Raw genomic sequence first — 22,599 nt, forward strand, 5'->3', positions numbered from 1 at the left:
ATACTTTCCCGTCAAAGCCTTTTACTATCCTTCAGGCCAATACACTTAGTGCGCGAGAATATCTAAGTGGCCAACAGAGGCGGACTCAAGATCCGTTCCCGAAGGGGTTCGCAGGTTCGACTCCTGCTTCTCGCATCAAGATTGTTTTTCTTGCATCAAACTATACCCACCAACAGGTATTGAGTGGCTGTGGCGGAGCCGCTGCCCGCAACGTTCCGGCTAAGGCTCATATTTGAACGGGGATATTGTATTTTTCCCGGTTGCAACCGATTTTCCGATAAAAAAATCCTAAACCAGTAATACCGGGTCCCCCTTTAAAGGTGACAGCTGTTTATCGCAAAAAAAATTACTGGAGTCTGATAAACGCTTTCGGGGAGAGCCCGAGTTGAATTCCGGTTGGGATGATCTCTTTGCCGCTGTTTGCATCATGGGCATATGCGATCAATTCAACGGAATAGGTTCCCGCCGGGAGACCTCCTACGTTCCAGTCATAGGCTTGTGTCCAGTTCCCCGGATTGACCGGCTGCTGGTAGATATATCTCCATGTCGGATCGGCCTGGGAGTTATAATACAGGGTTTCCGTGGCATACTGGCTGCCCGGGTAACTGATATTCCATTGTAAGGGTACAATATTTGTAGACTGACTCTCTTCGAATGCCTGGAGATCAGTGATGCTGATCGTTGGCATGGAAAAACCGGTATTGGAATAGTTATATACTCCGTTAATAGTCCCCTGATTTGGCGACATGCATTCTCCGGTATTAAAACATATTGTTGAAAGGTTTCCTGGAACATTTACTGTACCCGGTTTCAGCAGTTGCAACTCAAATGTCGTACTCCAGGTTTGCCCTACGGTCATCTTGCCTATATTGAATATCAGGGTCTGGTTATTGTTCCACTGATCCGTCTGGTTGATCACCGTGGTAATTCCATTTTGATCGATGACTTGGGTTGACGAAGGAGTATCATTTGCATCATATACGTATGAGAATACCTCATTTCCCGGATAAGTAGTGGAAACGTTGTTGTAATTGACGGCAACACTCTGCAGGTTAAATGCCATCGTTGTATTTACTCCTGCGGTATTCTGAATTTGCCCCTCAATCTGCTGGAATATCCCGGTCATCGTTGTCGGATCCGGCGCATAGTACCATGTGCTTGTCGGTGATGACACCATTTGCTGGAAGAATGCAGTATCGTTGATGTTATGGCCGTAATTGTCTGGTGTCGGGAACTGGATCCCATAGATGGTGATACCCAGGTTTTTTGCCGTCGTTGATGCATTCAATGCTGCTGCTTTTCCAACGTCGCTTTCGTCCAAATACCAAAGGTTGGGGCCTTCAGAGATACCGGTCCCGTTCCGGGGGTTCCAGTCCGATGGCCAGTATGATTCAAAGGATCCCGGTGCGATCGGGGCCATCATGTTGACACCATCTCCCATAATAATGATGGTCTGGTTATGGGAGGGATTGCCTTTGCTCTGGAGCTCCTGGAGGGCAGCATTAATTCCTGCTGCATAATCCGTCCCTCCGTACGCTGTATATGCATTGACTGTATTGACAAGAGCGTTCTGGTTGGTGGTCTTATAGGTGGGTCCGGCGTTCATCAGATCAGCATCTATTTTTGAATCAGACCAGGGGTTGAGGTAGGTGTACCCATAGGGGCTTGTGGCATTCACACAGGCCCTCAGACCCAAGCTTTGACTGGACGGATTTTTCTGCGAACTTGAATTAAAACAATATGCAGTCGAACTTGAGATACTGTTCCAGTTAGCGGGATTGACCAGATTGTAATCCCAGACATTGCCATAGGGGTTGAAGGGTCTGTATGTATACGTAGTATTGGATTTGGAGAGCTGGAGGTTCCAGAGGTTCTGGGTATCTGAGGAGTCATAGGGTGTAGATCCTGCATTGGGAGCGCTTCCAAAGGAAGCAAGGGCGACATAGGTGTTGTCAGTGGCATTTTTAATAAAGCCGACCTCTGCAGCTTTTGTGTGGGTCAGCCTGGTCGCTCCTCCGATACCTGCCGCGAGATCAGATACTATCACGACATCTGCCGGTGTTCCGGTCAGGTTCCATCCGTCAGCGGTGAGGCTGACCGTAACATAGAATTTTCCGTTGACGTTAACATTCTGGGATGATATTGTGGTCAGTTCGCTCAGGTAGGGATAGTTCTTCCAGCTCAGCTGGAGCGGTTGGCTGATCGAACTCCAGGTTGCCGTTGCCGTAACGTATCCGGAATCTGTTGCATCATAACTGACGTTCTCCTTGTTCGTATCAAATCTTCCGGGAACAAAAAGGACTGTGGCCGTTCCGTTTATATTGGTGACCGCTGTCGTATTGAGGAGCTGTGGTCCGGCAAGCGAACTGTTCGCGTAGGTGTATGTGGGCGTTCCCAGACTGAATGTAACCGTCTGGTTAGCCACCGGGTTACCCATGGTATCTACCACTTTTGCGACAAGCTGTGCAGTCTGCCCGGATTTTGCATCAAGACTTGGCATGACCTGAGGTGTTGCCGAGAAGAGCATGTTTACCGGTGCGGTGTTATAGAATTGGACGGTCTTGGAGATACTGACCGATGAATTCGCTACTGAGGTAGCTGTTAAGACAACGTAGCCGGATGCGCTGTGAGGACCATACGTATACATGATCTGACCATAGGGGTTTGACAGCATAGTTGCGGAAGGATCTCCTGCCCAGTTCGATTGCACCAGGATCCCTTGATTTTCCGTAGGGTTACCGTACTTATCGTATACCGTATTGTTGATGGTAAAAACGTGGTCCACTCCATTATCTGCCGGCTGGGTCAGAGAGGACGGTAAAACAGATTCATCTATCGAATAGGGTACACCGTTATTTATGCCATAGATAAACTGCGGTAACCCCCATGGGATACCGACATTGCCGAAGTGAGAGAGCAGGATCTCGTTTTCTCCCGGGGCAGTGTCAGTCACAACGCTGACAGAAATATTCCCGTTGGCATCAAGCTCCTGCGATGTATACTGGACATGGCTTCCGCTGATATTGAAAGCCGCCATGTTGTCCGAGGATGCCGATATCCACAATGATATGATGGGGGGATTATAGGGATTCCTGTTATCAATCGGGTTACCGTACTGGTCGGTAAAGCTGATGTTGAAGGGTGTTTCTGTTCCCACGGTCACTTCATTCTGGAAATCGAACACTGCATTCTGTGCAACATCGTGATCGATATTCTGGGTATAGACTTTGGTCACCGAAACGAGGTTTCCATTATCATTGTAGGTTATCGTGGCCGTGATATTGACTGCTCCGGTTTTTGTTCCTGCCAAAAAAGGAAAGTTTACCTGGCCGGTGGTATCCGTTGTCCCGCTGCTTACCGTCAGCGATCCCAGAGTTGTCGAGTTAAGCGTCGCCGTTACGGAGGCGCCCGGGACCGGAATGGATGATGTTGTATTGAGTGCCGTAATGGTGATGGTTGCCTGGTGATTCACCACCACCCAACTGGTACTGCTGGTAATTGTTGAATTTTGATCCGGTATCGCTGCGGCACTGCCCGCCCCTGCAAGCAGGAACAGTCCGATAATCAGGATCATGAAACGATAAATCTGCATGCCCCTCACGTGTAATAGGTATTGACGTGATCATTATATAAAAATTATTATTTGTATCTCCCCCAAAATCGGGGCTGCATAAGGAAACTAAAGCGAAAACAGGCCGTTTTCCGCAAAACCGACTTGTGAATATGTACTGGTTTTATATCCCGCTGGCGCTCTTTTTTTGCGCTCCCGAGCTTTTGAATCTTCCAAAAGTGGATTACCCGGCTGCTGTCCGGAAAATTGAGAGGTTTTTCCCTGAAGTTACCGGTTCGTTACACGGATTCTACAGAGACCTGGTACTGGTAAATCACAACGTTAGTTGGCCGGGTTGAATCCAGGGGCCATTTGTACTCAAAGGGTGTTGCCGTAGACGCCAGATTCAGAGTACCGGTAAAGTAATTTTCCCACGCTGCGGAATAATCCGCATTGTTGTTTGGCAGATACTTTACATAGAGCATATTTCCGGCCGGGAGATTATACGAGGTGTAATTGGTCAGCCCCAGGACCATTCTCACAGTACCGACACCCGCCTGCGATGCAATATCTGTGGTAGGGGTGGTAAACCCGATAAGATAGATCACCGCCGTATTGGTCTGGCTGTCATAGTACCACCGGGGGGGTGCAAGCATGGCCGACCCGCTTTCGGCAACCATTCTTTTGATCACTGCACCATTCTCCAGTGAAATGCCGGACTGGGCACTGGTCGATTCATATCGGAGATCCCCGGAGGGGAATAGTAACGGTGCCCCCGCTACAGCACAATTCCCCAAAGAATTTTTGATACAGGTGTTAATATCCGTATCATCGCTGTAAACTGAGAAGTTCGATTCCGTGGCATTATCATAGGTCATGTTGTATACCGTCAGCGCACCGCTCCCCACCTTCAGTGAGGTTTCCGTGTATGGTACCGTTTTGTACGCAATGCTCTTGAGATCGTTTTGCAGGACGATCATATTCTTTTCCATGATCTGTTCGTCCGAACTGACCTGCTGCTGGACGAGCATCGGGTACCCGTACATCGTCACCATCCCGATCCCGGCAATGATAATGCCAAAAACAATGATAAACCCGATCGCTTCAGATACTGCACGATTCGAGTCGTGCGTTCGTTTCCTTTTCTGCTGCATCGTTCTAGAACCCCTCTGAATCATAACTTATCTGGTTTATTCCATTGCCCGTTGTGTTCCCGCTCACATTCCGTGTGGAGCTGATTCCGGCAAGACTGATGTTGCTGGAGATCGTGCCCTGTGAAACAAGAACAAATTGATCCGCAGGTGTGGATCCTGTATAGATCTCCACGAAATAGTTTTGTCCTCCCACATCGTCTGGCAGGTTAAACGAACTGGTGATGTTCCCGGTATCGGGTGCAATAGCATACAAATCGACTATACGGGTAGATACCCCGTTGCCGATATCCGTAAATGCATTGTACTGCAGGGTTTCCTCCGGTCCCTGCATGAAATTGGCATTCACCGAAAGAAGCACCACGACAAAAAGGATCACCACAATCGTGGTGATCATAACGTACTCGATGAGGGCACTTACGCCGGCCTCTGTCTGGTTGTTACGATGACACCCAGGTTTCATTGTATGCAGTCACTCCGTTGTTGTAGTGGATGTTTACATAAGTGTGCGAATCAGCAGGAGGATTGGGCGGTGTAATCTGATAGGAGATCACCGCCTCCTTCCTGCTTAGTTCTATTACCCTGGTATCGTTCAGGATCACCGCAGTCTGGCTCGCAGATATGTTGCCGGTTGAGTTCAGAATTGCTGCATCAATGATGACGCTCCTTACGTCACGGATATCATTTTTCGGGAAGTCGAGCACGCTCTCGGCAGTTGTCTGTCCGACCACGGTGGACTGGTTGAGTACCATGGCAAGGAAGAACAGGCTGAAGCTCACAACAAATCCCATCATTACGATCCACTGCGCATCATCCTTTAGTCCCGCCATAAAAGCACCTCCACAAGCACCGCCCGGGGTGTACCGCTCCCCCCCGGGAACTGCTTATTGGCAATCACCAATTCGGTCACCCGGACCGGGTGTTCGACTCCGCTCAGGTTCCTGTTGAACGCAAAGGGAGGGAGGGTTACGGTGGTTTTATTGAGGATATCATAATAGGTGACTGACGCAGTATAATGGAGGTTGTCCGCCTTCGATCCTGTCTTGTTATTTACATAATCCAAAAACACCGTGTTAAACGTGTTCCCCTCGTTATTCTCCACTATCTGCTGGAGCTGGCTTTCCGAGGTCCCGTTTGCCGGGGTGTTCATCATCTGCAGGGCATCAGTCCCGGTCTGTTCGAGCTGCATATCGCTGATATGGCTGTCCCCCGGGGTGTACACAGATGTTGCCCCCAGGACAAGATAGGTCGTAAAGAGCATAATCATACCGGCAGCGATCCCTTCGATCGTGTAGAGCTGACCCCGATCATTTACCATACTGCCACCTCCATGACCCCATTCTGCAGGTAGGGCTGGGTGATGTTGGGATTTGTGTAATTGTACTGGAATGCACCGTAGGGTGCGACCTGCGTTGTGTTGAGGTACCGGTCCGGCTGGGGATTTCCTGTTGTGACGTTCGTCAAAGAAAATTGCATTGTGACATTCAGCAGGGTGCTTGAATCGCCCTGTCCCAGGAAGCTGAGCAGGCCCGGCGGGATAAAGAGAGTGGCATTGTTAGTTACCGGCTGGGGCAATGTGGTAACAGGTGTGCCATCAATGAACAGTTCGAACTGGCTGGGATTTGTTGCATTCAGGACCGGGCCTTCAAATGGTGACTGGCCGGTACCCAGTGGAGCTAAAGAGACCGATCTATACACAGAGATGCTCGACAGATTCACCCTTGTATTATTATCCTGCGGAAGACTTCCCAAACCCGTGAGGTTGACAAGCACCCCTTCACCTCCCGTGATCTGGCCTGTACCTGATGGGGAGAGCGGGTTGATCTGGTATGCCGGGTTGTTGTTTGCAGGACCATTATCGAGGAGATCTGCGTAATTGAAATACAGCGAGAATGCCTGGATGGTAGCATTTCCCGCCTGACTCCCGGTTAGCGCGTATTGTGCCAGAGGAGATGGACATGATAATAAATTACAGTTCGAGAAATCGAGTGTGGCGTTACTATGTTCTTTTACCTTGATCACCCGGCGGCTGTAGCCATAATCTTCGGGAAGGACATCTCCCACAGACTGCGTCACATTCGATCCTGCCATCTGAAGCGAGATATTGAACAGGTATGGATAGTCCCCGAAGACTGCCCGGGACTGGTAATCCTGTGGATAAACAAATTCTGTGGTACAGAAAAACCGGTTTATTTTTTCATACGAAAGAATATTCGGAGTGTCTTTTGAAAGTGCAAGCCCGAACCTTAGGATCTGGCTGTCGGCAACGCTCGGAGATTCCCATGAGGGATTGTAGGGCATGCCGGGGTCTTCGGTAAGGACGACACCGGTCCGGTACGCAACTGCATCGTAATCAATGGAACTGCTCTGGAGTCCGATAAAAAGGCCCGGGATCAGGGTTGCCACGTAGATGAACGTGATCATAAAGATAGTGAAACCGGCCAGGAAATCGATGGAAAGGTTTCCGGCATCATCAGCCATGGGTGGAACTCAACTCTCCTGTTGTCGCATTGATGGTAATTCCTAGGCTGGATGATGAGGGTCCGGTGATCGTATATTCCCCGTTCATCAGCTGTAATGTCGCCATCCCGTCGGTTAAATCCACGGCTCCGGCTCCCGATGAGGAATCAGCGATTTTAAGAGCATCTGTCAGGGACAGACCCCCGACAGGTACGTCTCCCTGGATCGGCAAACCGGGCGGCATAGCTACGGTGGAAACTCCGTTTTTATCATAGACCTGCATCGATGAAGTATTCCCTTCATGCACCCCGAAGATCCAGCGTTCCGCTTTCCCTGAACTGTCAACGTGTTCTCCCCGAAGATAAAAAAACGACTGGTTTGCCTGGAGCGCAGCGGACTCTGCCTCTTCAAGGGTGAACCGTTCTACCTGGCTGCCGTTGGCAATTGCCACCGCTGAAAAGCCCCCCGTTGCCACGGTAGCGTTTTCTGTTGCCGGGGTCTGGTTGGACTGCCCCGAAGTACATGCAGCACAGAAGAGGAGCAGAACAAGCAGTCCGGCAGCGGTGCCGGAAAGGAAGGGAATACGCATCATTTTCACTAAAGGGCTATAGTCGGTTGAACGGATATAAATATTGTTTTTATTCGTCCCTTCTGAATAGAGAATGCCTTAATTGCGGAAATACGGGGAGGATCCTCTCTCCTGTTACGGCACGATCTTTGCAATCGGGATCTCCAGGATGTCTTCAGCCCCGCAGGCCTTGAGCTTCGGGATCAGGCCATTGACCGCATTTTTCTGCACGACCGTCTGGACGCTATAGTAGTCGATGCCATGGAGCCGGCTGATGGTCGGTTTTTTCATGGCCGGGAGTGCGGTAACAATCTTCTCGAGCGCTGCGGTCGGCACGTTCATGGAGAGGAGCACCCGGTGCCGGGCATCGAGCACGCCAAAGAGCAGGGTTTTGATCTCTTCGATCTCGCGCCTTTTTTCGGGATCCGCCCACGCTGCCCGGTTGGCTATGATCACCGTGTGCGACTCCATGATCTGCCCGATGATCTTGAGCCCGTTTTTCCGGAGTGTTGTGCCTGTCTCGGTCAGGTCCACGACCACATCCATAAGGTCAGGCACCTTTGCCTCTGATGCCCCGTACGAGTGGAAGAGCTGGACCGGGATCTTCTTTTCCTCGAAGTACTGTTTTGTGAGCTCCGGGTACTCGGTGGTCACCCGGCTGCCGGGCCGAATCTGTGCGGCATTCTCTATGGGCTCGTCGCGGTGGACGGCGATCACGATCTTCACGTTCCCTTCGCCGGTCTTGCTGTACGTGAGGGCGGCGACCTCCACGACATCAGCGCCGGTTTCCCGGACCCAGTCAAGGCCGGAGATGCCCAGGTCGAAATAACCCTTGTCCACGTAGGTTGGGATCTCCTGCGGGCGCAGGATCTTTATCTTACCTATCCGGTGGTCGGCAATTGCCGGGTTGTAGTCGCGGTCAGTGCGCCTGACTTCAAGGTCGGCCTCCTTGAAGAGCTGGAGAGTCTGCTCTTCAAGGCTGCCCTTGGGAAGTGCGAGGGTGATCATTACCTACACCCTTGAGCCTGCAAAAACAATAAATGTTTCAGGTCTGCCCCTGCCCACATGCGCGTATTTTCACGCAAACGAGTGGATAACAAGACCCGAAAGGAGTTTTGGTTCAAACCATGTGGACTTGGGGGGCATGACACCGCTGGCATCGGCTATGGAGAGCACGGTTGCAACCCGGACCGGCTGCATGGCAAGCGCGAGCCGGTAGGTACCGGCATCCACAAGTTTTTCGAGATCGGCTACTGGCCGGGCACCGCCGAGGTACTGGAGCCGGGCATCGCCCCGGGGATCGGTGATGCCGAGCATTCCTTCAAGTACGAGCTTCTGGAGCACCGCTACATCGAGAATATCGAGCGGGCCGGCGTTTGGATCAATGGGCCGGGCGCACTCGTACCATTTCCCGTCAAGGTACAGGTGCATGACGTGGAATTTTTCCGGGTGGGTGATATGCGGCGGGATGTTGAACCCGCTCCCGTCCACGGTGCCGTACGGGGCGACCTTGTACAGTTTCCCAAGGCCCGCAAGGAACGTCTCCGTGGTATAGGAACCGAGATCGGTCAGGAGCCGGCTGTACCCGTGGATCTTCACCCGCTCGTACGAGAAGAGCACGCCCATGAACCGCCCGACCTCGCCATCAGCCGGCTTTCCTGCCGCCCGCAGCCGGTCGGCAAGGTTGACTGCAGCCTTGGCACGGTGGTGGCCGTCAGCAATGTACAGGGAGGGGATGTCCCGGAACCGGCGTTCGATCTCATCGAGTGCCTCCGGATCGGTGACCGCATAGATCTGGTGGATGCCACCCTGCGGAGTGTGGGCCTCTGCATCCGGATTTTTTCTTGTGGCAACCAGCGATTCGATGAACGAAAAAAGCGTTCCGGGATCGCGGTACAGGAGCACCACCGGGCCGTCATGAGCCTGGACGGCCTCGATATGCCGGGTCCGGTCCTCTTCCTTGTCGTACCGGGTCAGCTCGTGGCGCCGGATCCGGTTGGCGCGGTAGTCCTCGGTATCCAGGGCGCAGAAGATGCCCACGAAGGTGTCGTTGTCCTGCCGGATCCGATACACGTACATTGCGGGCTGTCTGTCCTTTACCAGTCGGCCGTTTGAAAGAAGGGCAGAGAAATTCTCCCGAGCCCGTTCGTACACCTGATCATCGTGAGGTGAAAGGCCGGGAAGCTCTGCATCGGACCGGCTCACGGTAAGAAAGCTCTTCGGGTTTTGTGCAATGATCGCCCGCGCCTCGTCTGCGGTTACGACATCGTACGGGACGGCTGCAATAGACTGTGCCTCGCCCGGTGCGGGACGCACCCCGGCAAAACGATAGACGCTGACCATGGTACCAACCGGCGCCTGCAAAAATAGGCGCCTTTTCTGGTACATTTGGGTGCAGTCCCATATATAACCGGGGACACTGTCCCCGTGTATGTGCCTTACCGCGTGCGCAATGCTTATCGGAGCGCGGGGTAACTGATGATATCACACGAACAGGACCCGGTGCCCATGATCCGATCCCTTCCCGGCGCGTTTTCCCCCACGACCCCGCTTATCCGGCCGGCCACCCCGGCCGATGTCCCGACAATTGTTGCCATCGAAAAAGATGCGTTTGCCGACCCGTGGGATGCAGAGATCTTTACCGAGGCCCTTTCCTATTATCCCACGACCTATCTTGTTGCTGAAGTGGAAGGGACAGTAGCCGGATTCATTGTCGGGGCATTAGAGGATACCGGGGAAAATATCTACGGCCACATCTGTAATTTTGCAGTTGCCGCTCCTTTCCGGAGCCGGGGGATCGGCCGGCAGCTTGTGCTCCGGCTCGAGAACCAGTTTGCGCTGGAACGTGCCACCGGGGCACAACTGGAGGTCCGGGAGTCCAATGCCCCGGCCCAGCGGTTCTACCGCCGGCTCGGGTACCAGCATGTCTTCTACGTGGGCGGCTATTACGCAAACGGCGAAGACGCCTTTGTAATGATGAAGTGGTTCCGGTTTTAAAAAAAAAGTTTTTTAGCGCTTTACGCCCCGGCCCAGTTCCTGGTGGGCACGGGCGAGGTGCTGGGCAGCCAAAGCCCCAATCAGGGAGAGTTCCCCGGCAAGAACACCGGCTGCGATGATCTCCGCCAGTTTCCTTGCATTGGCTCCCGCGGGCGATCCGCCGCCGGCCACTCCTAAGATCTTCAGGCACTCCTGCTGTGTATCCACACTCGTCCCGCCACCGACAGTACCGACCGGGAGCGAGGGGAGCGTGACTGCAACGTACACCCCGGATTCCGTGGCATCGATCGTGGTCATGCAGGTGCTGCCGTCAATGGCATGGGCCGCGTCCTGCCCGCAGGCAATAAACATCGCGGCAACAACATTGGCTGCGTGGGCATTGAATCCCATTGCGCCCGCCCGTGCCGAGCCGACGAGGTTTTTGCGGTAATTTACCTCGACCATCGTGGCCGCATCGGTCTTGAGGATCTTTGCTATCTGCTCATGGGAAAGGGCAACTCCCGCGACAACGCTGCGTCCCCGGCCCATGATCCCGTTGATTGCGGCCGGCTTCTTGTCGGAGCACATGTTCCCCGAGAGTGCAATCAGCCGGGCGCCTGTGGCCTGCGCTATTTCATCGGCAATTTTTGCGCCTGCGATGGTGACCATGTTCATGCCCATCGCGTCCTTGGTGTCAAATTCGAGCCGGATAAATACGCTCGTGCCCGTGACAAAGGTGACAAGGCCGGTCATTTTCCCGTGGTTGGTGGTCGTCGCGGCAATCGCGGCGAGATCATCGAAGTGGGCTTCTGCCCAGTCTGCGATCTCCTTTGCGTGCCCGACACTCTTTGCCGCAAAGACCGGCGCCCGGGTCATGCCATCGTGCAGGATGCGCACCTCGGCGCCGCCGGCTTTTGTGATCGCTCCTGCCCCGCGGTTCACCGAGGCGATGAGTGCTCCCTCGGTGGTCGCAAGGGGCAGCCAGAACAGACCTTTCGCGTACTCGCCGTTAATGGCCAGAGGCCCGGCAACGCCGACAGGTACCTGCACGGTGCCGATCATGTTCTCACAGTTCCGGGTGGATGCCCGGTCCACATCGATCGAGAAGATCCCGATGTTTTCGAGTGTGGTTCCGGTCTCCTCCTCAATGAACTCCCGGCGCACCCTGACAGCATCAACCGGGGGGAGCTGCTTTTCGAGTTCGTAGAGCCGGACCGAGCCGTCCCTCAGCTTATTCTTTATCTCCGCTTCCTTTCCGTGATCCGGGCCGTCCCCTGCCCGGGCCGGATCGCGGTGACCCTCATCACCAGCCATGAATACCTGTTGCACCTAACCTATTATCAAGTGCAGTGGTGGCGCGCGATGACGGCTGAGCAGTGGGGTGTGCGGGTTCCGGTAAAATCCGGTGAGGGGACACGGCAGGCCCTCCTCCGCGAAGGGGCGCTCGACTGTACGCTTAAGGTGCTCCGCGATGGCGGCGATCTAATTTTCCCGGTGAACGCAGAGCGGGAAGACACAGGAAGGTTTACGTTCGAGGAGCAGCCGGGGCGGGAAGAGCTTCCCCGGCACGAGCTCGTAGGCGGGATCGCGATATTGCAGGAGAACGATCCTGCCGGTGCCGCCCGGATCCTTTCTGCCCGGCCATCTCTTCATACCGTTCTCTTTCCCACCAGTGAGGTTACCGGTGAGTTCCGGACCCGCACGTACGCGGTGCTCGCCGGGAATGATACGACCCGGACCGAGGTGGTGGAGCACGGGCATTGTTTCGCCGTTGATCTTGCCGGGGCCTACTTCTCCGCCCGGCTCTCGACCGAGCGCCAGCGCATTGCAGAAAAGATGGGGAGGAACGAGCTCGTGCTCGATATGTTTGCCGGGGTCGGCCCGTTTGCAATCACGCTTGCCCCCCATGCCGCGCTCGTGGTGGCGGCGGATCTCAATCCCCGGGCGGTCGCGCTCCTCATGGAAAATATACGGAACAGCCGGGCCACCAACGTCCTCCCCCTTCTCTTCGATGCCCGGCGGCTGGATGCGATCCTGCCGTGGAAATTCGATCGGATCATCATGAACCTCCCGCTTGCCGGCACGGAATTTTTACCGGAAGCGTTCCGGCTCATCCGGCCCGGGGGCACGATCCATTTCTATTCCCTTGTCTCGTGCGAAAAAGAGCACCTCGACCGGATCCGCGAGCTGGGCGGCGCTGAGGTGACCGAACGGGTAGTGCGGTCGTATTCTGCGGAGAAATGGCACGCGGTGTACGATATCGCGGCACGGTAATGGCTGGCATCTCTTCCGTGAACTATTCTCGTTTTTAACCACCTGCCTACAATACATATCTCTATCTCCTGATGGCCCAATGAGGAGTACGACTTGGCGGGACGCAGCATGACCAGCGCTCTTTTAGAATGGTTCAGGGGAAGAAACAGGGAGGACCGGGGTTCGTATGATTTTACCGAGTCTCACCCGGTATGGAAGACCTGGTGGTTCTGGGGCGTTATTGTGGCCGCATGCATTTTTATTGTCTGGTTTTTCCGGGCTGCATAGGGAAGATATCCGGTTTTTTTATGGAAGTCTGGCATCCCGGACGCCCGGGGGCTGGCCCGTGTTACTAAAAAAAATTGCATTATGCAATAAAATGGGCCGGTACCGGGAAAATACCCGAAAAAAATGCACCTGAAAAAAATTATGCACGTATTGTACGCTGTACGCCGGTATCGGTTATCTCGTAGGTGATATCCCGCTTTTCCTTTTTTAACTGCCTGAGATCGGTCATTATTTCCTGTAACTGGTACTCCCGGTCCCGCGTTGCAATCGAATACGGTTTGTCCGGCTGGTGATTTTCCGGGGTGATGGCAAGGAGTTCGCACGAATTGCGCTGCCGGGTAATTTTAAATTCAGAAATTTTGCTGAGATCTATTGATAAGGAGTCGCCGGTGTGAAACACCCCGACATGCCTGAATTTTACCAGTACGCTCATATGGATCCCCAGCCGGCCCGGTCTCCATTTCCTGTATGCTGCATGCTTAAATCGTCCCTCATTCCCTTTGGCATGCAGCCCATGCCCTTTGGCCCAGGGGTAGAACGGACCGCTGTTCCCACGGTTTTTGTGGGGGTAATGCTGCTGCTCAGGGTATCCCTGCCCCGGTTCCCTGGTATTTCCTGTTTTAAGATAATAATTGGCTTCATGCCAAGCTGTGACATTTTCTTCCTCGTTTTTTTTAATTTCCCCGCCGGTCTCCACTCAATTATGGAAACCGGCCCGGCCTGTGCCGGTTATTACAGGGGCCGCACCTGGATCGTTTCGATCATGACAGAAAAGTAGGATATACGGAATGATGCCGCCCTTTCATGATCGGTCGCGGGGCGCCACCAGCTGGTGACAGCTGATCCGTTATGCATTCATCGCTCTGCTGTGATGAGGGGTAATTGGTCTGTGAGCTCATAGAGATATCTGTCAGGGTCCGGCGGCGGATCCCGGTCGGGGGACATATGGCAGGCTGCCCGTGCCGGGGCTTCCCTCACCACAAGCAGCCCGGAATCCTTCCGGTATCGGCGTTCAATACATACCTTCAACATGTCAGCCATCACGTGTAGAACGTAGTTGGTTGAATGGTTGGTTTTCACAGGAAAGATGATACAGGTGCAGCAGATCCGAATGCATTAAACCCGGATGGTACTCCGGTCTGCCGCGTTCGCCTGCCCAAAAAATGGAACAACGAACAGTTTGCCCGTGCTGAAACAATGCAGGGGGCAAACCATATCCGTGTCCAGTGCATGGACGGGGTCTCCCGCATGGGCAGGATTAAGGGAAAAATGAAAAAACGGCAGTGGATCCGGGAAGGCGACACCATCCTTATCGTGCCCTGGAGTTTTCAGGATGACAAGTGCGATATTATTTACCGGTATCTCAAGCCTCAGACCGATTGGCTGAGGAAGAACCGGTACATTTAACCTGTTATTTCTTTTTTGTCTGTTTCCTTGGGGTCCGGGAGCTTTGCCGGACAGGTGGATACATGACGGTGCATGATGGTGCGGGTCAGGACCTCGGGCAAACGATTACACTTCCTTAAAGTTCAGGTCGGGAAGGAAGGCCGTTTCCTCAACCGATCTGTACTGAGGGGAGCCGCATGCCCCGGAACAGAACCCCTCAAGGTACATCGGGACCGGGGTGCGATCGTACTTGCCGGGGAAGTGGCACGTTTTGTATGATATTGCGGCCGGGCGGGACTGAATGGTTTACTCCGGTACCCGAGCGTTTGGCGGGTTATATTCTCTCTGTTGCCTGAGTCCCCCTTTCCTGAGGAGAAAGTACCCGGCGCAGAGTGCAATGATGATCGCAGCGATCCCGAACATATCCATGGGATCCGTGTTCACGGTGTCGAGAAGGATTACACTTCTTGCAATTGCGATGATGGCGATCATGATTACCACCTCAACGTGGATCACCTTCTCGTTGATATATGCCACGACCGTTGCCAGCAGCTCGACACCGATCAGTACCAGAAGGAAGTACCCAAAGATGCCTAAAAGCTCGCTGTTTTCCAGGAGCAGCGGGGAATTGACAAAGAGCGCCTCGTACACAATGTAGATTAATTCTCCAAGCGAGCAGGCAACAATGATCGCAAAGAGTGTGATGAGGATGTAGTACACGATGGTCTCAAATTTTTTTAAGATTGTGGTCGCGTCCATAGCAAAATGTGTCCGAGCCGTGGATAAATAATCTCCGGGAAAAATTCCCGGGGTATTAGCGATATTGTCTACCCGGCCGTTGACCCGATCCGTACCTTTATAATTAGGCATCCCCTAACTAATTAGGATCGATCTATGGTGGACCTGCAGGAGCAGCTCTTCGAAGAGCTTGCAAAGCTCTCCCGGATGCGGGATGAATGCTCCTGCAGCATCTTCTCCGAGTGCGGGCTTTCGGAAATAACCGTTAGGCAGATCGCCTACCTCAGGACGATCGATGAGCAGGGGGATGTGACCTTCACGCGCCTTGCAGAGATCACCAACACCTCCAAGCCCACGGTCACCGAGATGGTCAACCGGTTTGTCCGGATGGAGTGCGCGTGCCGGGCGCCATGTCCCGATGACGGGAGGATCAGCTACATCCACCTGACCGAGAAAGGAAAACAAATCGCAAGGGCAGAAAAAGCCGCCCTGCGCCGGCTGATCGAACGGATGGTCGAGACGCTTGACCAGGATGAACTGGATCTCCTGGTGGAGATCTTAAGGAAAGTCCGGTAATTTTTTTCGCCGGGCAATTAGTTAGGTAAAATCAAACTAAATAACGGAGCAACAATGCAGCAGGAAAGCAACGAAGACACCGCAGAAAAACTGGTTATACCCCTCTTTGAGATCGTGACGTACCCCGGGAGCCGGACAAAATTCCCGGTGGACCCGGTGACCGGAGGGTACCTTGTCGCCTCCCTTGCACAGGGAAACGAAGTGTTTGCCATCGGCCTCACGGTAAAAAGCGGAATCCGCCTGGCGGATCTCACCCCCGACTCGTTCTACGGGATCGGGAACCTTCTCCAGATCACTCACGTCGAACCGGCAGACCATGGCTACCTGGTCAGCGCCGAAGCCGAACACCGGGTAAAGGCAGTTGCCCTTGCCGGGAAGGACGGCCACTTTACCGCCCGGTGCGAAACCGTGCCGGATGCGGAGGACCTCACAGCCGACCTGCAGGAGAGGATACTTTCCGATATCAAGAGCACGATCTTCGAGATCAGCCACCGCTTCTCCGGCTCCGGGCAGTTCACCCGGCCCATCGAACGGATGGAATCGGTAGACCGGATCATGGGATTTGTGATGCCGTTTCTGCCGGCAAACCTTGCCGAGAAGCAGGCGCTCCTTGAGATCTCGTCGAAGAAGGAACGGTACATCGGTTTTCTCGATCTCCTTATCAGGACCCGCGAGACTATCCGGATCCGGATGGAGATGGCCGAGAAGGTCTCCGAGCGCGTGGGAAAATCCAACCGCGAGGCCATGCTCCGCGAGCAGCTTAAGGTGATCCAGGAGGAGCTGGGAGAAGGCGGGGAAGGGGCCGGCGATGCCGGGTACCGCGGGCGTGTCGAGGCCTCAAAGATGCCGGAGGATATCCGGAAAAAAGCCCTTGCTGAGGTGCACAAACTCGAGGCCGGCGGGCCCCAGAACCACGAGAGCACCGTGATCCGGAACTACCTCGACCTCCTGCTCGACCTTCCCTGGGTGACCGAGGAGAAAAAGAACATCGATATCGCGGAGGCCCGGCGCGTGCTCGACAGCCACCACAACGGGCTTGAGAAGGTAAAGGAACGGATCGTCCAGCACCTTGCAGTCATGAAACTCCGGCAGGAGAAACAGGGCTCGATCCTCCTCTTTGCCGGCCCGCCCGGCACAGGGAAAACAAGCCTGGGCAAAAGTATTGCAGAAGCGCTCGGGCGAAAGTACGTCCGGGTGAGCCTTGGCGGCGTCCGCGACGAGGCCGAGATCCGCGGGCACCGCAGGACATATGTCGGGGCGCTGCCCGGGCGGATCATCCAGGGCATCAAGAGGGCAGGGACGAAAAACCCGGTCTTTATCCTGGACGAGATCGACAAGCTTGCCACCTCCTATGCGGGCGACCCGGCAAGCGCACTTCTCGAGGTTCTGGACCCGGAGCAGAACAGCTCGTTCTCGGACCACTACCTTGAGGTGCCCTATGATCTCTCGGATGTACTCTTCATTGCAACGGCAAACTCCCTTGCCACGATTCCGGCACCCCTGCTCGACCGGATGGAACTCATCGAGATATCAGGTTATACGAAAAACGAGAAGTTTGCCATTGCAAAGGACCACCTGATTCCGGAGATCTTAAAAGAGCACGGCCTTGACACGGATAAGCTCCGGATCGAGGATGCCGCCCTGCGGGAGGTAATCGAGAAGTACACCCGGGAGGCCGGGGTCCGGTGGCTCAAGAAGCAGCTTGCTATGATCGCCCGGCATGTCTCTGAGAAGATAGTCTCCGGCACTGCAGAGCTGCCGTTTGTGGTCACGCCGGATAAGGTCTTTTCGATTCTCGGGAAAGAACAGATCCGCCAGGAGGTGGCCAAAAAAGAGCCGGTGCCCGGCGTGGTGACGGGCCTAGCCTGGACTCCGGTGGGGGGGGAGATCCTCTTTATCGAGGGGACGTTCATGCCCGGGACCGGCAAGCTCACCCTCACGGGACAGCTCGGCGACGTGATGAAGGAGTCGGCTACGATCTCATCCAGCCTGATCCGATCCCGGCTTGCGGGCAGTGGGAAGGGTTTCAACTTTATCGCAAGCGACATCCACATCCATGTGCCCTCGGGGGCGACCCCCAAGGACGGCCCGTCTGCCGGTATCACCATCTTTACGGCTCTTGCCTCGCTTATCACGGGAAAGACCGTGGACCCGGAGCTTGCGATGACCGGCGAGATCACACTCTCCGGAGCGGTGCTGCCGGTGGGCGGGATCAAGGAGAAGGTGCTTGCAGCCCACCGGGCAGGGATCAAAAAGATCCTCCTGCCCAAGGAGAACGAGCGCGATCTGCCCGATGTCCCTGAAGATGTCCGGGCCGAACTGGCCTTTGTGCCGGTCGGGAATGTGGAGGAGGTTCTCAAAGAGGCACTTGGGATCGAGCTTCCCCGCATTGTTGCCGTGCCGGCCGGGACCGGCCTTGTACCGGTCCAGAACGCCTGATCGGGTAGGGGAGACCGGCAATAATTGTCCCTACCACAATCTCTATTTTTGCCGGGTCCCATACATTGGGAAGCATGGTTCACCATATACTCCCTGCCTGTCCCGTCTGCCAGCGGGAGGATACCGTTGTTGTCCATGAGGATCTGGGCTCTGACGGCCATTTCTGCATGTGCGCAGGTCCCGATGGCTGCGGCTCGACCTTTGTCATGAACCCTGACGGGTCGCTCTCCGATATTTTCTAAAAAGTATTCCGGGCCGGCACTTCAGCTGTTTTGGCTTTTTTCCCTTCCCTTTCCTTTTCTTCCGGCAGAACCGCTGCACGGTACAATTGCATGTTTTTTCCCGGAATTCATCCAAATTATTTAAATGGGAGGATATCAAAGGAAGCAAATATGCGCAGGAAACCGGATTATCCGAAGAGACTGCTGCAGTTTTTGAGACTGCAGAGGAGTACACGATGAGTTCCCCAGAGCGGCTTGTTGTTGCGGTCATAGATGACGAGATCCATAAGGATACCCCTCATGGCAGGGCGATCAAACGGATTATCCGCGACCTTGAAAAATATGAGATTTTTGTTGCCGATATTGCCTCGCCTGAGGATGCACGAACCGCGTATTCCAACCTCCCCTCGGTCAACTGCATCCTCATCGACTGGAACCTGGGTAACCGGGAGAAGGAGGCACAGCAGGACACGCTCAAACTGATCCGGCAGATCCGCTGCATCAACGAAGATCTCCCGATCTTCCTCATGGCAGAGCCCACAAGCGAGCCACCGATCGGGATCACGGTGGATGTACTCAAGGAGATTAACGAGTACCTCTACGTGATGGAGGACACCTCCGAGTTTATCGCCGGGCGTATCTCGGCTGCAGCAAAGCGGTACCAGGACCGGCTGCTGCCGCCGTTTTTCGGGGAACTCGTGAAGTTCTCCAAGGATTTCGAGTATTCCTGGCACACGCCGGGCCATGCCGGTGGGACAGCGTTCCGCAAGACGCCCGCCGGGCGGCGGTTTTTCGAATTCTTCGGCGAACAGCTCTTCCGGTCCGATCTCTCCATCTCGGTCGGGGAGCTTGGCTCGCTTCTCGACCACTCCGGGCCGGTGGGCGAAGCCGAACGGTACGCCGCAAAGGTCTTCGGGGCCGACATGTCCTATTTTGTGACAAACGGTACTTCAACGGCAAACAAGATCGTCTTTTTTGGCCGGGTTACCGAGAACGATGTTGTCCTTGTGGACCGGAACTGCCACAAATCGGCCGAGCATGCGCTCACCATGACTCACTCTGTCGCCGTGTACATGGTCCCGACCAGGAACCGGTACGGGATCATCGGCCCGATCCCGCCCTCCGATATGACACCGGCAGCTATCAGGAAAAAGATCGCTGCCTGCCCCTTAGCAAAAAACCTTCCCGACAAAACCCCGGTCCACGCGATTGTCACCAACTCGACCTATGACGGCCTCTGCTACCATGCGGTGGAAGTGGAAAAGGAACTGGGAAAAAGCGTTGACAGCATCCATTTCGATGAGGCATGGTACGGCTATGCCCGGTTCAACCCGCTCTACCGCGACCGGTTTGCCATGCGGGACGGGGCAAAGGACAAGAAAGGCCCGACCGTCTTTGCCACCCAGTCAACCCACAAACTGCTCGCCGCGCTCTCGCAGGCGTCCATGGTCCATGTAAGAAACGGCCGTGTCCCGATCGAGCATGCCCGGTTCAACGAGGGGTTCATGATGCACAGCTCCACGTCCCCGCTCTACACGATCATCGCATCGCTGGACGTGTCCACCAAGATGATGGACGGGGCATCAGGAAGGCTGCTCACGACCGAGTCAATCGAGGAAGCAATCCGGTTCCGCCGCACGATGGCAAGAATCGAAAAGGAGATCGGGACCGGCAAGACCAGGACCGACTGGTGGTTCCCCATGTGGCAGCCGGACACCGTCACGGATCCGAAAACCAAAAAGAAGATCGCGTTTGCCACGGCACCCCTGGAGACCCTGCGGGATAACCCCTCGTGCTGGGTGCTGCACCCGAAGGATGCATGGCATGGCTTTGAGGACCTGCCCGACAACTACTGCATGCTCGATCCCATCAAGGTGACCGTGCTCACGCCCGGCGTCAAAGAGGATGGATCGCTTGCTGCATGGGGCATCCCGGCAGCCATTGTTGTCAAGTTTTTGGACACCCGGGGCATCATCAATGAGAAGTCCGGGGATTACTCGATCCTCTTCCTCTTCTCGATGGGGATCACGAAAGGCAAGTGGGGTACCCTTATTACCGAGCTCTTCGAGTTCAAACGCCGTTACGATGAGAACGCCCCGCTTGACGAGGTCTTCCCTGACCTTGTGGCACAGTGGCCGGATCGGTACGGCGGCATGACCCTGCCGGAGCTTGCGGCCCAGATGCACGCGTTCAAGCGCGACCACAACATGTGTGGATTGCTCCAGAAAGCGTTCTCGGCCCTTCCGGAGCCGGTGATCACGTACGCGGAATCCTACAAGAGACTCGTGCGGGACGAGGTAGAGCAGATACCGGTTGCGCAGGCGGCAAACCGCATCGTGGCAACAGGTATCGTGCCCTACCCGCCGGGCATCCCGCTGCTTGCACCTGGCGAGAAGACCGGGCCAAAGACCGGCCCGGTGCTCCAGTACCTGCTCTCGCTGCAGGATTTTGACCGGCGCTTCCCCGGCTTTGAGCACGACACCCACGGGATCGAGAGCATCAAAGGTGAATACAGGATGATCTGTGTAAAGGAGAAGAAACGATGAGCGACGACGCACCGGTAGTAAACAAAAAGGTGCTCGGCGTTTTTGCGCTTGCCATGATCAACGTGGCGGCCGTGCTGAGCATCAGGAATTTCCCGTCCATGGCAATCTACGGGTGGTCGTGTATCGGCTGGTACATCCTTGGGACTATCCTGTTTTTGATCCCCATCTCCCTTGCGGGGGCAGAACTGGCAACCGGCTGGCCCGAAGGCGGCGGTGTGTACGCGTGGGTCAAGCAGGCATTCGGCGAGAAAGGGGGATTTACCGCCCTTTTCTGCGAATGGTCCAACAACCTTGTCTGGTTCCCGACCGTGCTCTCGTTTACCGCATCCACGCTCGCGTTTGCACTCACCCCGAACCTGGCGAGCAACCCCTGGTTCATGTTTTCCGTTATGATGATCGTGTTCTGGGGCACCACGGCCATTGCGTACTTCGGTGAGGAGGCATCCGCAAAATTCTCCAACGTGGGTGTGATCCTGGGGAGCATCGTCCCTTCGCTCCTCATCATCATCCTTGGCCTCTGGTGGCTGGGTTCGGGCCAGGCTATTGTCCTGCCGCACTTTTCATTTGGCCAGGTCGTACCGACGATCAATCTCTCCACGCTTCCGTTCTTTGCCACAGTCGTTCTCCTCTTTGCCGGCATGGAGATGGCCGGGTTCCATGCGCTTGAGACAAGAAATCCCCAGCGGGACTACCCCAAGGCCATGGCGCTCTCGGCCGTGATCATTGTGATTTGCACGGTCCTTGCAACGCTTGCCATTGCGATTGTTATTCCGGCAAGCCAGCTCAACCTCGCCTCCGGGGTCATGCAGGCGATCCAGTACTTCTTTGACGCGTCCGGGATCGCATGGCTTGTCGGCCCCATGGCGCTTCTGATCACGCTGGGCGGTGTCGTGAATCTTGCTTCCTGGCTTATTGGCCCGGCAAAGGGTCTTGGGATCGTTGCAGAAGAGGGCAACATGCCCCCGATCTTTGACCGGACCAACAAGTACGGCGCACCGGTTGCGGTGCTCGTCATCCAGGCGCTGATCGGCTCGGTGGTCTCGCTTCTCTATGTCTTTTTGCCTTCGGTCAACCAGGCGTACTGGATCCTTTCGGCAATGACGGTCGAACTGCTCTGTATCGTGTACATCCTCGTCTTTGCCGCGCTCATCAAGCTGCGGTACAGCCAGCCGGATACGCCCCGGCCCTTTAAGATCCCGGGCGGGAAGACCGGCATCTGGATTGTCGGGGGACTGGGGCTGTTTGGCACGACCTTTGCCTTTATTGTCGGGCTCATGCCACCGTCATTTTTCACCAGCTGGGTCACCTATGTCTCCGCGGTGCTGCTGGGAACGTTCCTCTTAGCCGTGCCCCCGCTTGTCTTTTTAAAATTCAAGCATCCGGGCTGGTCCAAAAAAACCCAGGGAGGTTCAAACCCATGACTTCACGTGTGAAAGGAAAGGCTGTA

At 55.0% G+C, this 22,599-nt stretch carries 21 protein-coding genes and 1 tRNA gene; 9 read left to right on the forward strand and 13 right to left on the reverse strand.

From position 1 onward, the window contains the following. Positions 1 to 52 precede the first annotated feature (52 nt). Positions 53 to 135 (forward strand) — tRNA-Leu (locus MBOO_RS00650). Positions 136 to 346: 211 nt separating this feature from the next. On the opposite strand, the gene MBOO_RS00655 is transcribed toward MBOO_RS00650, so the two are convergent. The 9 genes from MBOO_RS00655 to MBOO_RS00695 all read right to left on the reverse strand — a co-directional run bounded on the left by MBOO_RS00655 (position 347) and on the right by MBOO_RS00695 (position 10,072). Next, positions 347 to 3,592, reverse strand: a complete 3,246-nt coding sequence (locus MBOO_RS00655; RefSeq protein WP_011991139.1) for a VWA domain-containing protein — start codon at positions 3,590 to 3,592, stop codon at positions 347 to 349. Positions 3,593 to 3,849: 257 nt separating this feature from the next. Then, a complete protein-coding gene (locus MBOO_RS00660) occupies positions 3,850 to 4,704 on the reverse strand; it encodes a DUF7289 family protein (RefSeq protein WP_011991140.1) in 855 nt (284 codons plus the stop codon). A gap of 4 nt (positions 4,705 to 4,708) precedes the next feature. Then, complete coding sequence (locus MBOO_RS00665) at positions 4,709 to 5,164, reverse strand: DUF7266 family protein (protein ID WP_011991141.1); 456 nt, start codon at positions 5,162 to 5,164, stop codon at positions 4,709 to 4,711. Continuing rightward, positions 5,142 to 5,531, reverse strand: a complete 390-nt coding sequence (locus MBOO_RS00670; RefSeq protein ID WP_011991142.1) for a hypothetical protein — start codon at positions 5,529 to 5,531, stop codon at positions 5,142 to 5,144. Before MBOO_RS00670 ends, MBOO_RS00665 begins: the two co-directional genes overlap by 23 nt. Then, complete coding sequence (locus MBOO_RS00675) at positions 5,519 to 6,019, reverse strand: DUF7288 family protein (RefSeq protein ID WP_011991143.1); 501 nt, start codon at positions 6,017 to 6,019, stop codon at positions 5,519 to 5,521. Before MBOO_RS00675 ends, MBOO_RS00670 begins: the two co-directional genes overlap by 13 nt. Then, positions 6,013 to 7,182: a hypothetical protein gene (locus MBOO_RS00680; RefSeq protein WP_011991144.1), complete on the reverse strand. Its 1,170-nt coding sequence runs from the start codon at positions 7,180 to 7,182 to the stop codon at positions 6,013 to 6,015. Before MBOO_RS00680 ends, MBOO_RS00675 begins: the two co-directional genes overlap by 7 nt. After that, positions 7,175 to 7,759, reverse strand: a complete 585-nt coding sequence (locus MBOO_RS00685) for a hypothetical protein (RefSeq protein WP_157677545.1) — start codon at positions 7,757 to 7,759, stop codon at positions 7,175 to 7,177. Before MBOO_RS00685 ends, MBOO_RS00680 begins: the two co-directional genes overlap by 8 nt. Positions 7,760 to 7,864: 105 nt before the next feature. After that, entirely contained in the window at positions 7,865 to 8,737 is an 873-nt protein-coding gene (hisG, locus tag MBOO_RS00690; RefSeq protein WP_011991146.1) for an ATP phosphoribosyltransferase, read from the reverse strand. Positions 8,738 to 8,806: 69 nt separating this feature from the next. Further along, entirely contained in the window at positions 8,807 to 10,072 is a 1,266-nt protein-coding gene (locus tag MBOO_RS00695) for a DUF1015 domain-containing protein (RefSeq protein WP_048068178.1), read from the reverse strand. Positions 10,073 to 10,207: 135 nt separating this feature from the next. Here MBOO_RS00695 and rimI point away from each other — a divergent pair, with 135 nt between their 5' ends. After that, positions 10,208 to 10,726, forward strand: coding sequence for a ribosomal protein S18-alanine N-acetyltransferase (rimI, locus tag MBOO_RS00700; protein ID WP_011991148.1), 519 nt, complete (start codon positions 10,208 to 10,210; stop codon positions 10,724 to 10,726). Positions 10,727 to 10,738: 12 nt separating this feature from the next. Here rimI and hmgA read toward each other — a convergent pair whose 3' ends face one another. After that, on the reverse strand, positions 10,739 to 12,019 hold the full coding sequence (hmgA, locus tag MBOO_RS00705; RefSeq protein ID WP_011991149.1) for a hydroxymethylglutaryl-CoA reductase (NADPH): 1,281 nt from the start codon (positions 12,017 to 12,019) through the stop codon (positions 10,739 to 10,741). 48 nt (positions 12,020 to 12,067) lie between these two features. Between hmgA and MBOO_RS00710 the strand changes: the two genes are divergently transcribed. Beyond that, the gene (locus MBOO_RS00710; protein ID WP_011991150.1) at positions 12,068 to 12,979 is read left to right on the forward strand and encodes a class I SAM-dependent methyltransferase; all 912 of its coding nucleotides are present in this window, start codon (positions 12,068 to 12,070) and stop codon (positions 12,977 to 12,979) included. A 406-nt stretch (positions 12,980 to 13,385) separates the two neighbouring features. On the opposite strand, the gene MBOO_RS00715 is transcribed toward MBOO_RS00710, so the two are convergent. Continuing rightward, a complete protein-coding gene (locus MBOO_RS00715; RefSeq protein ID WP_011991151.1) occupies positions 13,386 to 13,679 on the reverse strand; it encodes a hypothetical protein in 294 nt (97 codons plus the stop codon). Next, positions 13,676 to 13,903 carry a hypothetical protein gene (locus MBOO_RS13695; protein ID WP_157677546.1) on the reverse strand — a complete coding sequence of 76 codons (228 nt, stop codon included), beginning with the start codon at positions 13,901 to 13,903 and terminating at the stop codon, positions 13,676 to 13,678. Before MBOO_RS13695 ends, MBOO_RS00715 begins: the two co-directional genes overlap by 4 nt. Before the next feature lie 408 nt (positions 13,904 to 14,311). Between MBOO_RS13695 and eif1A the strand changes: the two genes are divergently transcribed. Next, positions 14,312 to 14,653, forward strand: a complete 342-nt coding sequence (gene eif1A, locus MBOO_RS00725) for a translation initiation factor eIF-1A (RefSeq protein ID WP_011991152.1) — start codon at positions 14,312 to 14,314, stop codon at positions 14,651 to 14,653. A gap of 285 nt (positions 14,654 to 14,938) precedes the next feature. Here eif1A and MBOO_RS00730 read toward each other — a convergent pair whose 3' ends face one another. Next, the gene (locus MBOO_RS00730) at positions 14,939 to 15,391 is read right to left on the reverse strand and encodes a phosphate-starvation-inducible PsiE family protein (RefSeq protein WP_048068181.1); all 453 of its coding nucleotides are present in this window, start codon (positions 15,389 to 15,391) and stop codon (positions 14,939 to 14,941) included. A 135-nt stretch (positions 15,392 to 15,526) separates the two neighbouring features. Here MBOO_RS00730 and MBOO_RS00735 point away from each other — a divergent pair, with 135 nt between their 5' ends. The 5 genes from MBOO_RS00735 (at position 15,527) to MBOO_RS00750 (ending at position 22,573) form a co-directional block, all read left to right on the forward strand. Continuing rightward, positions 15,527 to 15,946 (forward strand): MarR family winged helix-turn-helix transcriptional regulator, encoded by a 420-nt coding sequence (locus MBOO_RS00735; protein ID WP_011991154.1) that lies wholly within the window; start codon positions 15,527 to 15,529, stop codon positions 15,944 to 15,946. A gap of 54 nt (positions 15,947 to 16,000) precedes the next feature. Next, complete coding sequence (lon, locus tag MBOO_RS00740) at positions 16,001 to 18,385, forward strand: endopeptidase La (RefSeq protein WP_011991155.1); 2,385 nt, start codon at positions 16,001 to 16,003, stop codon at positions 18,383 to 18,385. Positions 18,386 to 18,459: 74 nt separating this feature from the next. After that, on the forward strand, positions 18,460 to 18,627 hold the full coding sequence (locus MBOO_RS13700; protein ID WP_157677547.1) for a hypothetical protein: 168 nt from the start codon (positions 18,460 to 18,462) through the stop codon (positions 18,625 to 18,627). 215 nt (positions 18,628 to 18,842) lie between these two features. After that, positions 18,843 to 21,152, forward strand: coding sequence for an Orn/Lys/Arg family decarboxylase (locus MBOO_RS00745; protein ID WP_011991156.1), 2,310 nt, complete (start codon positions 18,843 to 18,845; stop codon positions 21,150 to 21,152). Then, positions 21,149 to 22,573, forward strand: a complete 1,425-nt coding sequence (locus MBOO_RS00750; protein ID WP_011991157.1) for an amino acid permease — start codon at positions 21,149 to 21,151, stop codon at positions 22,571 to 22,573. The genes MBOO_RS00745 and MBOO_RS00750 overlap by 4 nt, the downstream gene beginning before the upstream one ends. Positions 22,574 to 22,599 lie beyond the last annotated feature (26 nt).

This window comes from Methanoregula boonei 6A8 (genome assembly GCF_000017625.1).
Taxonomy (GTDB): domain Archaea; phylum Halobacteriota; class Methanomicrobia; order Methanomicrobiales; family Methanospirillaceae; genus Methanoregula; species Methanoregula boonei.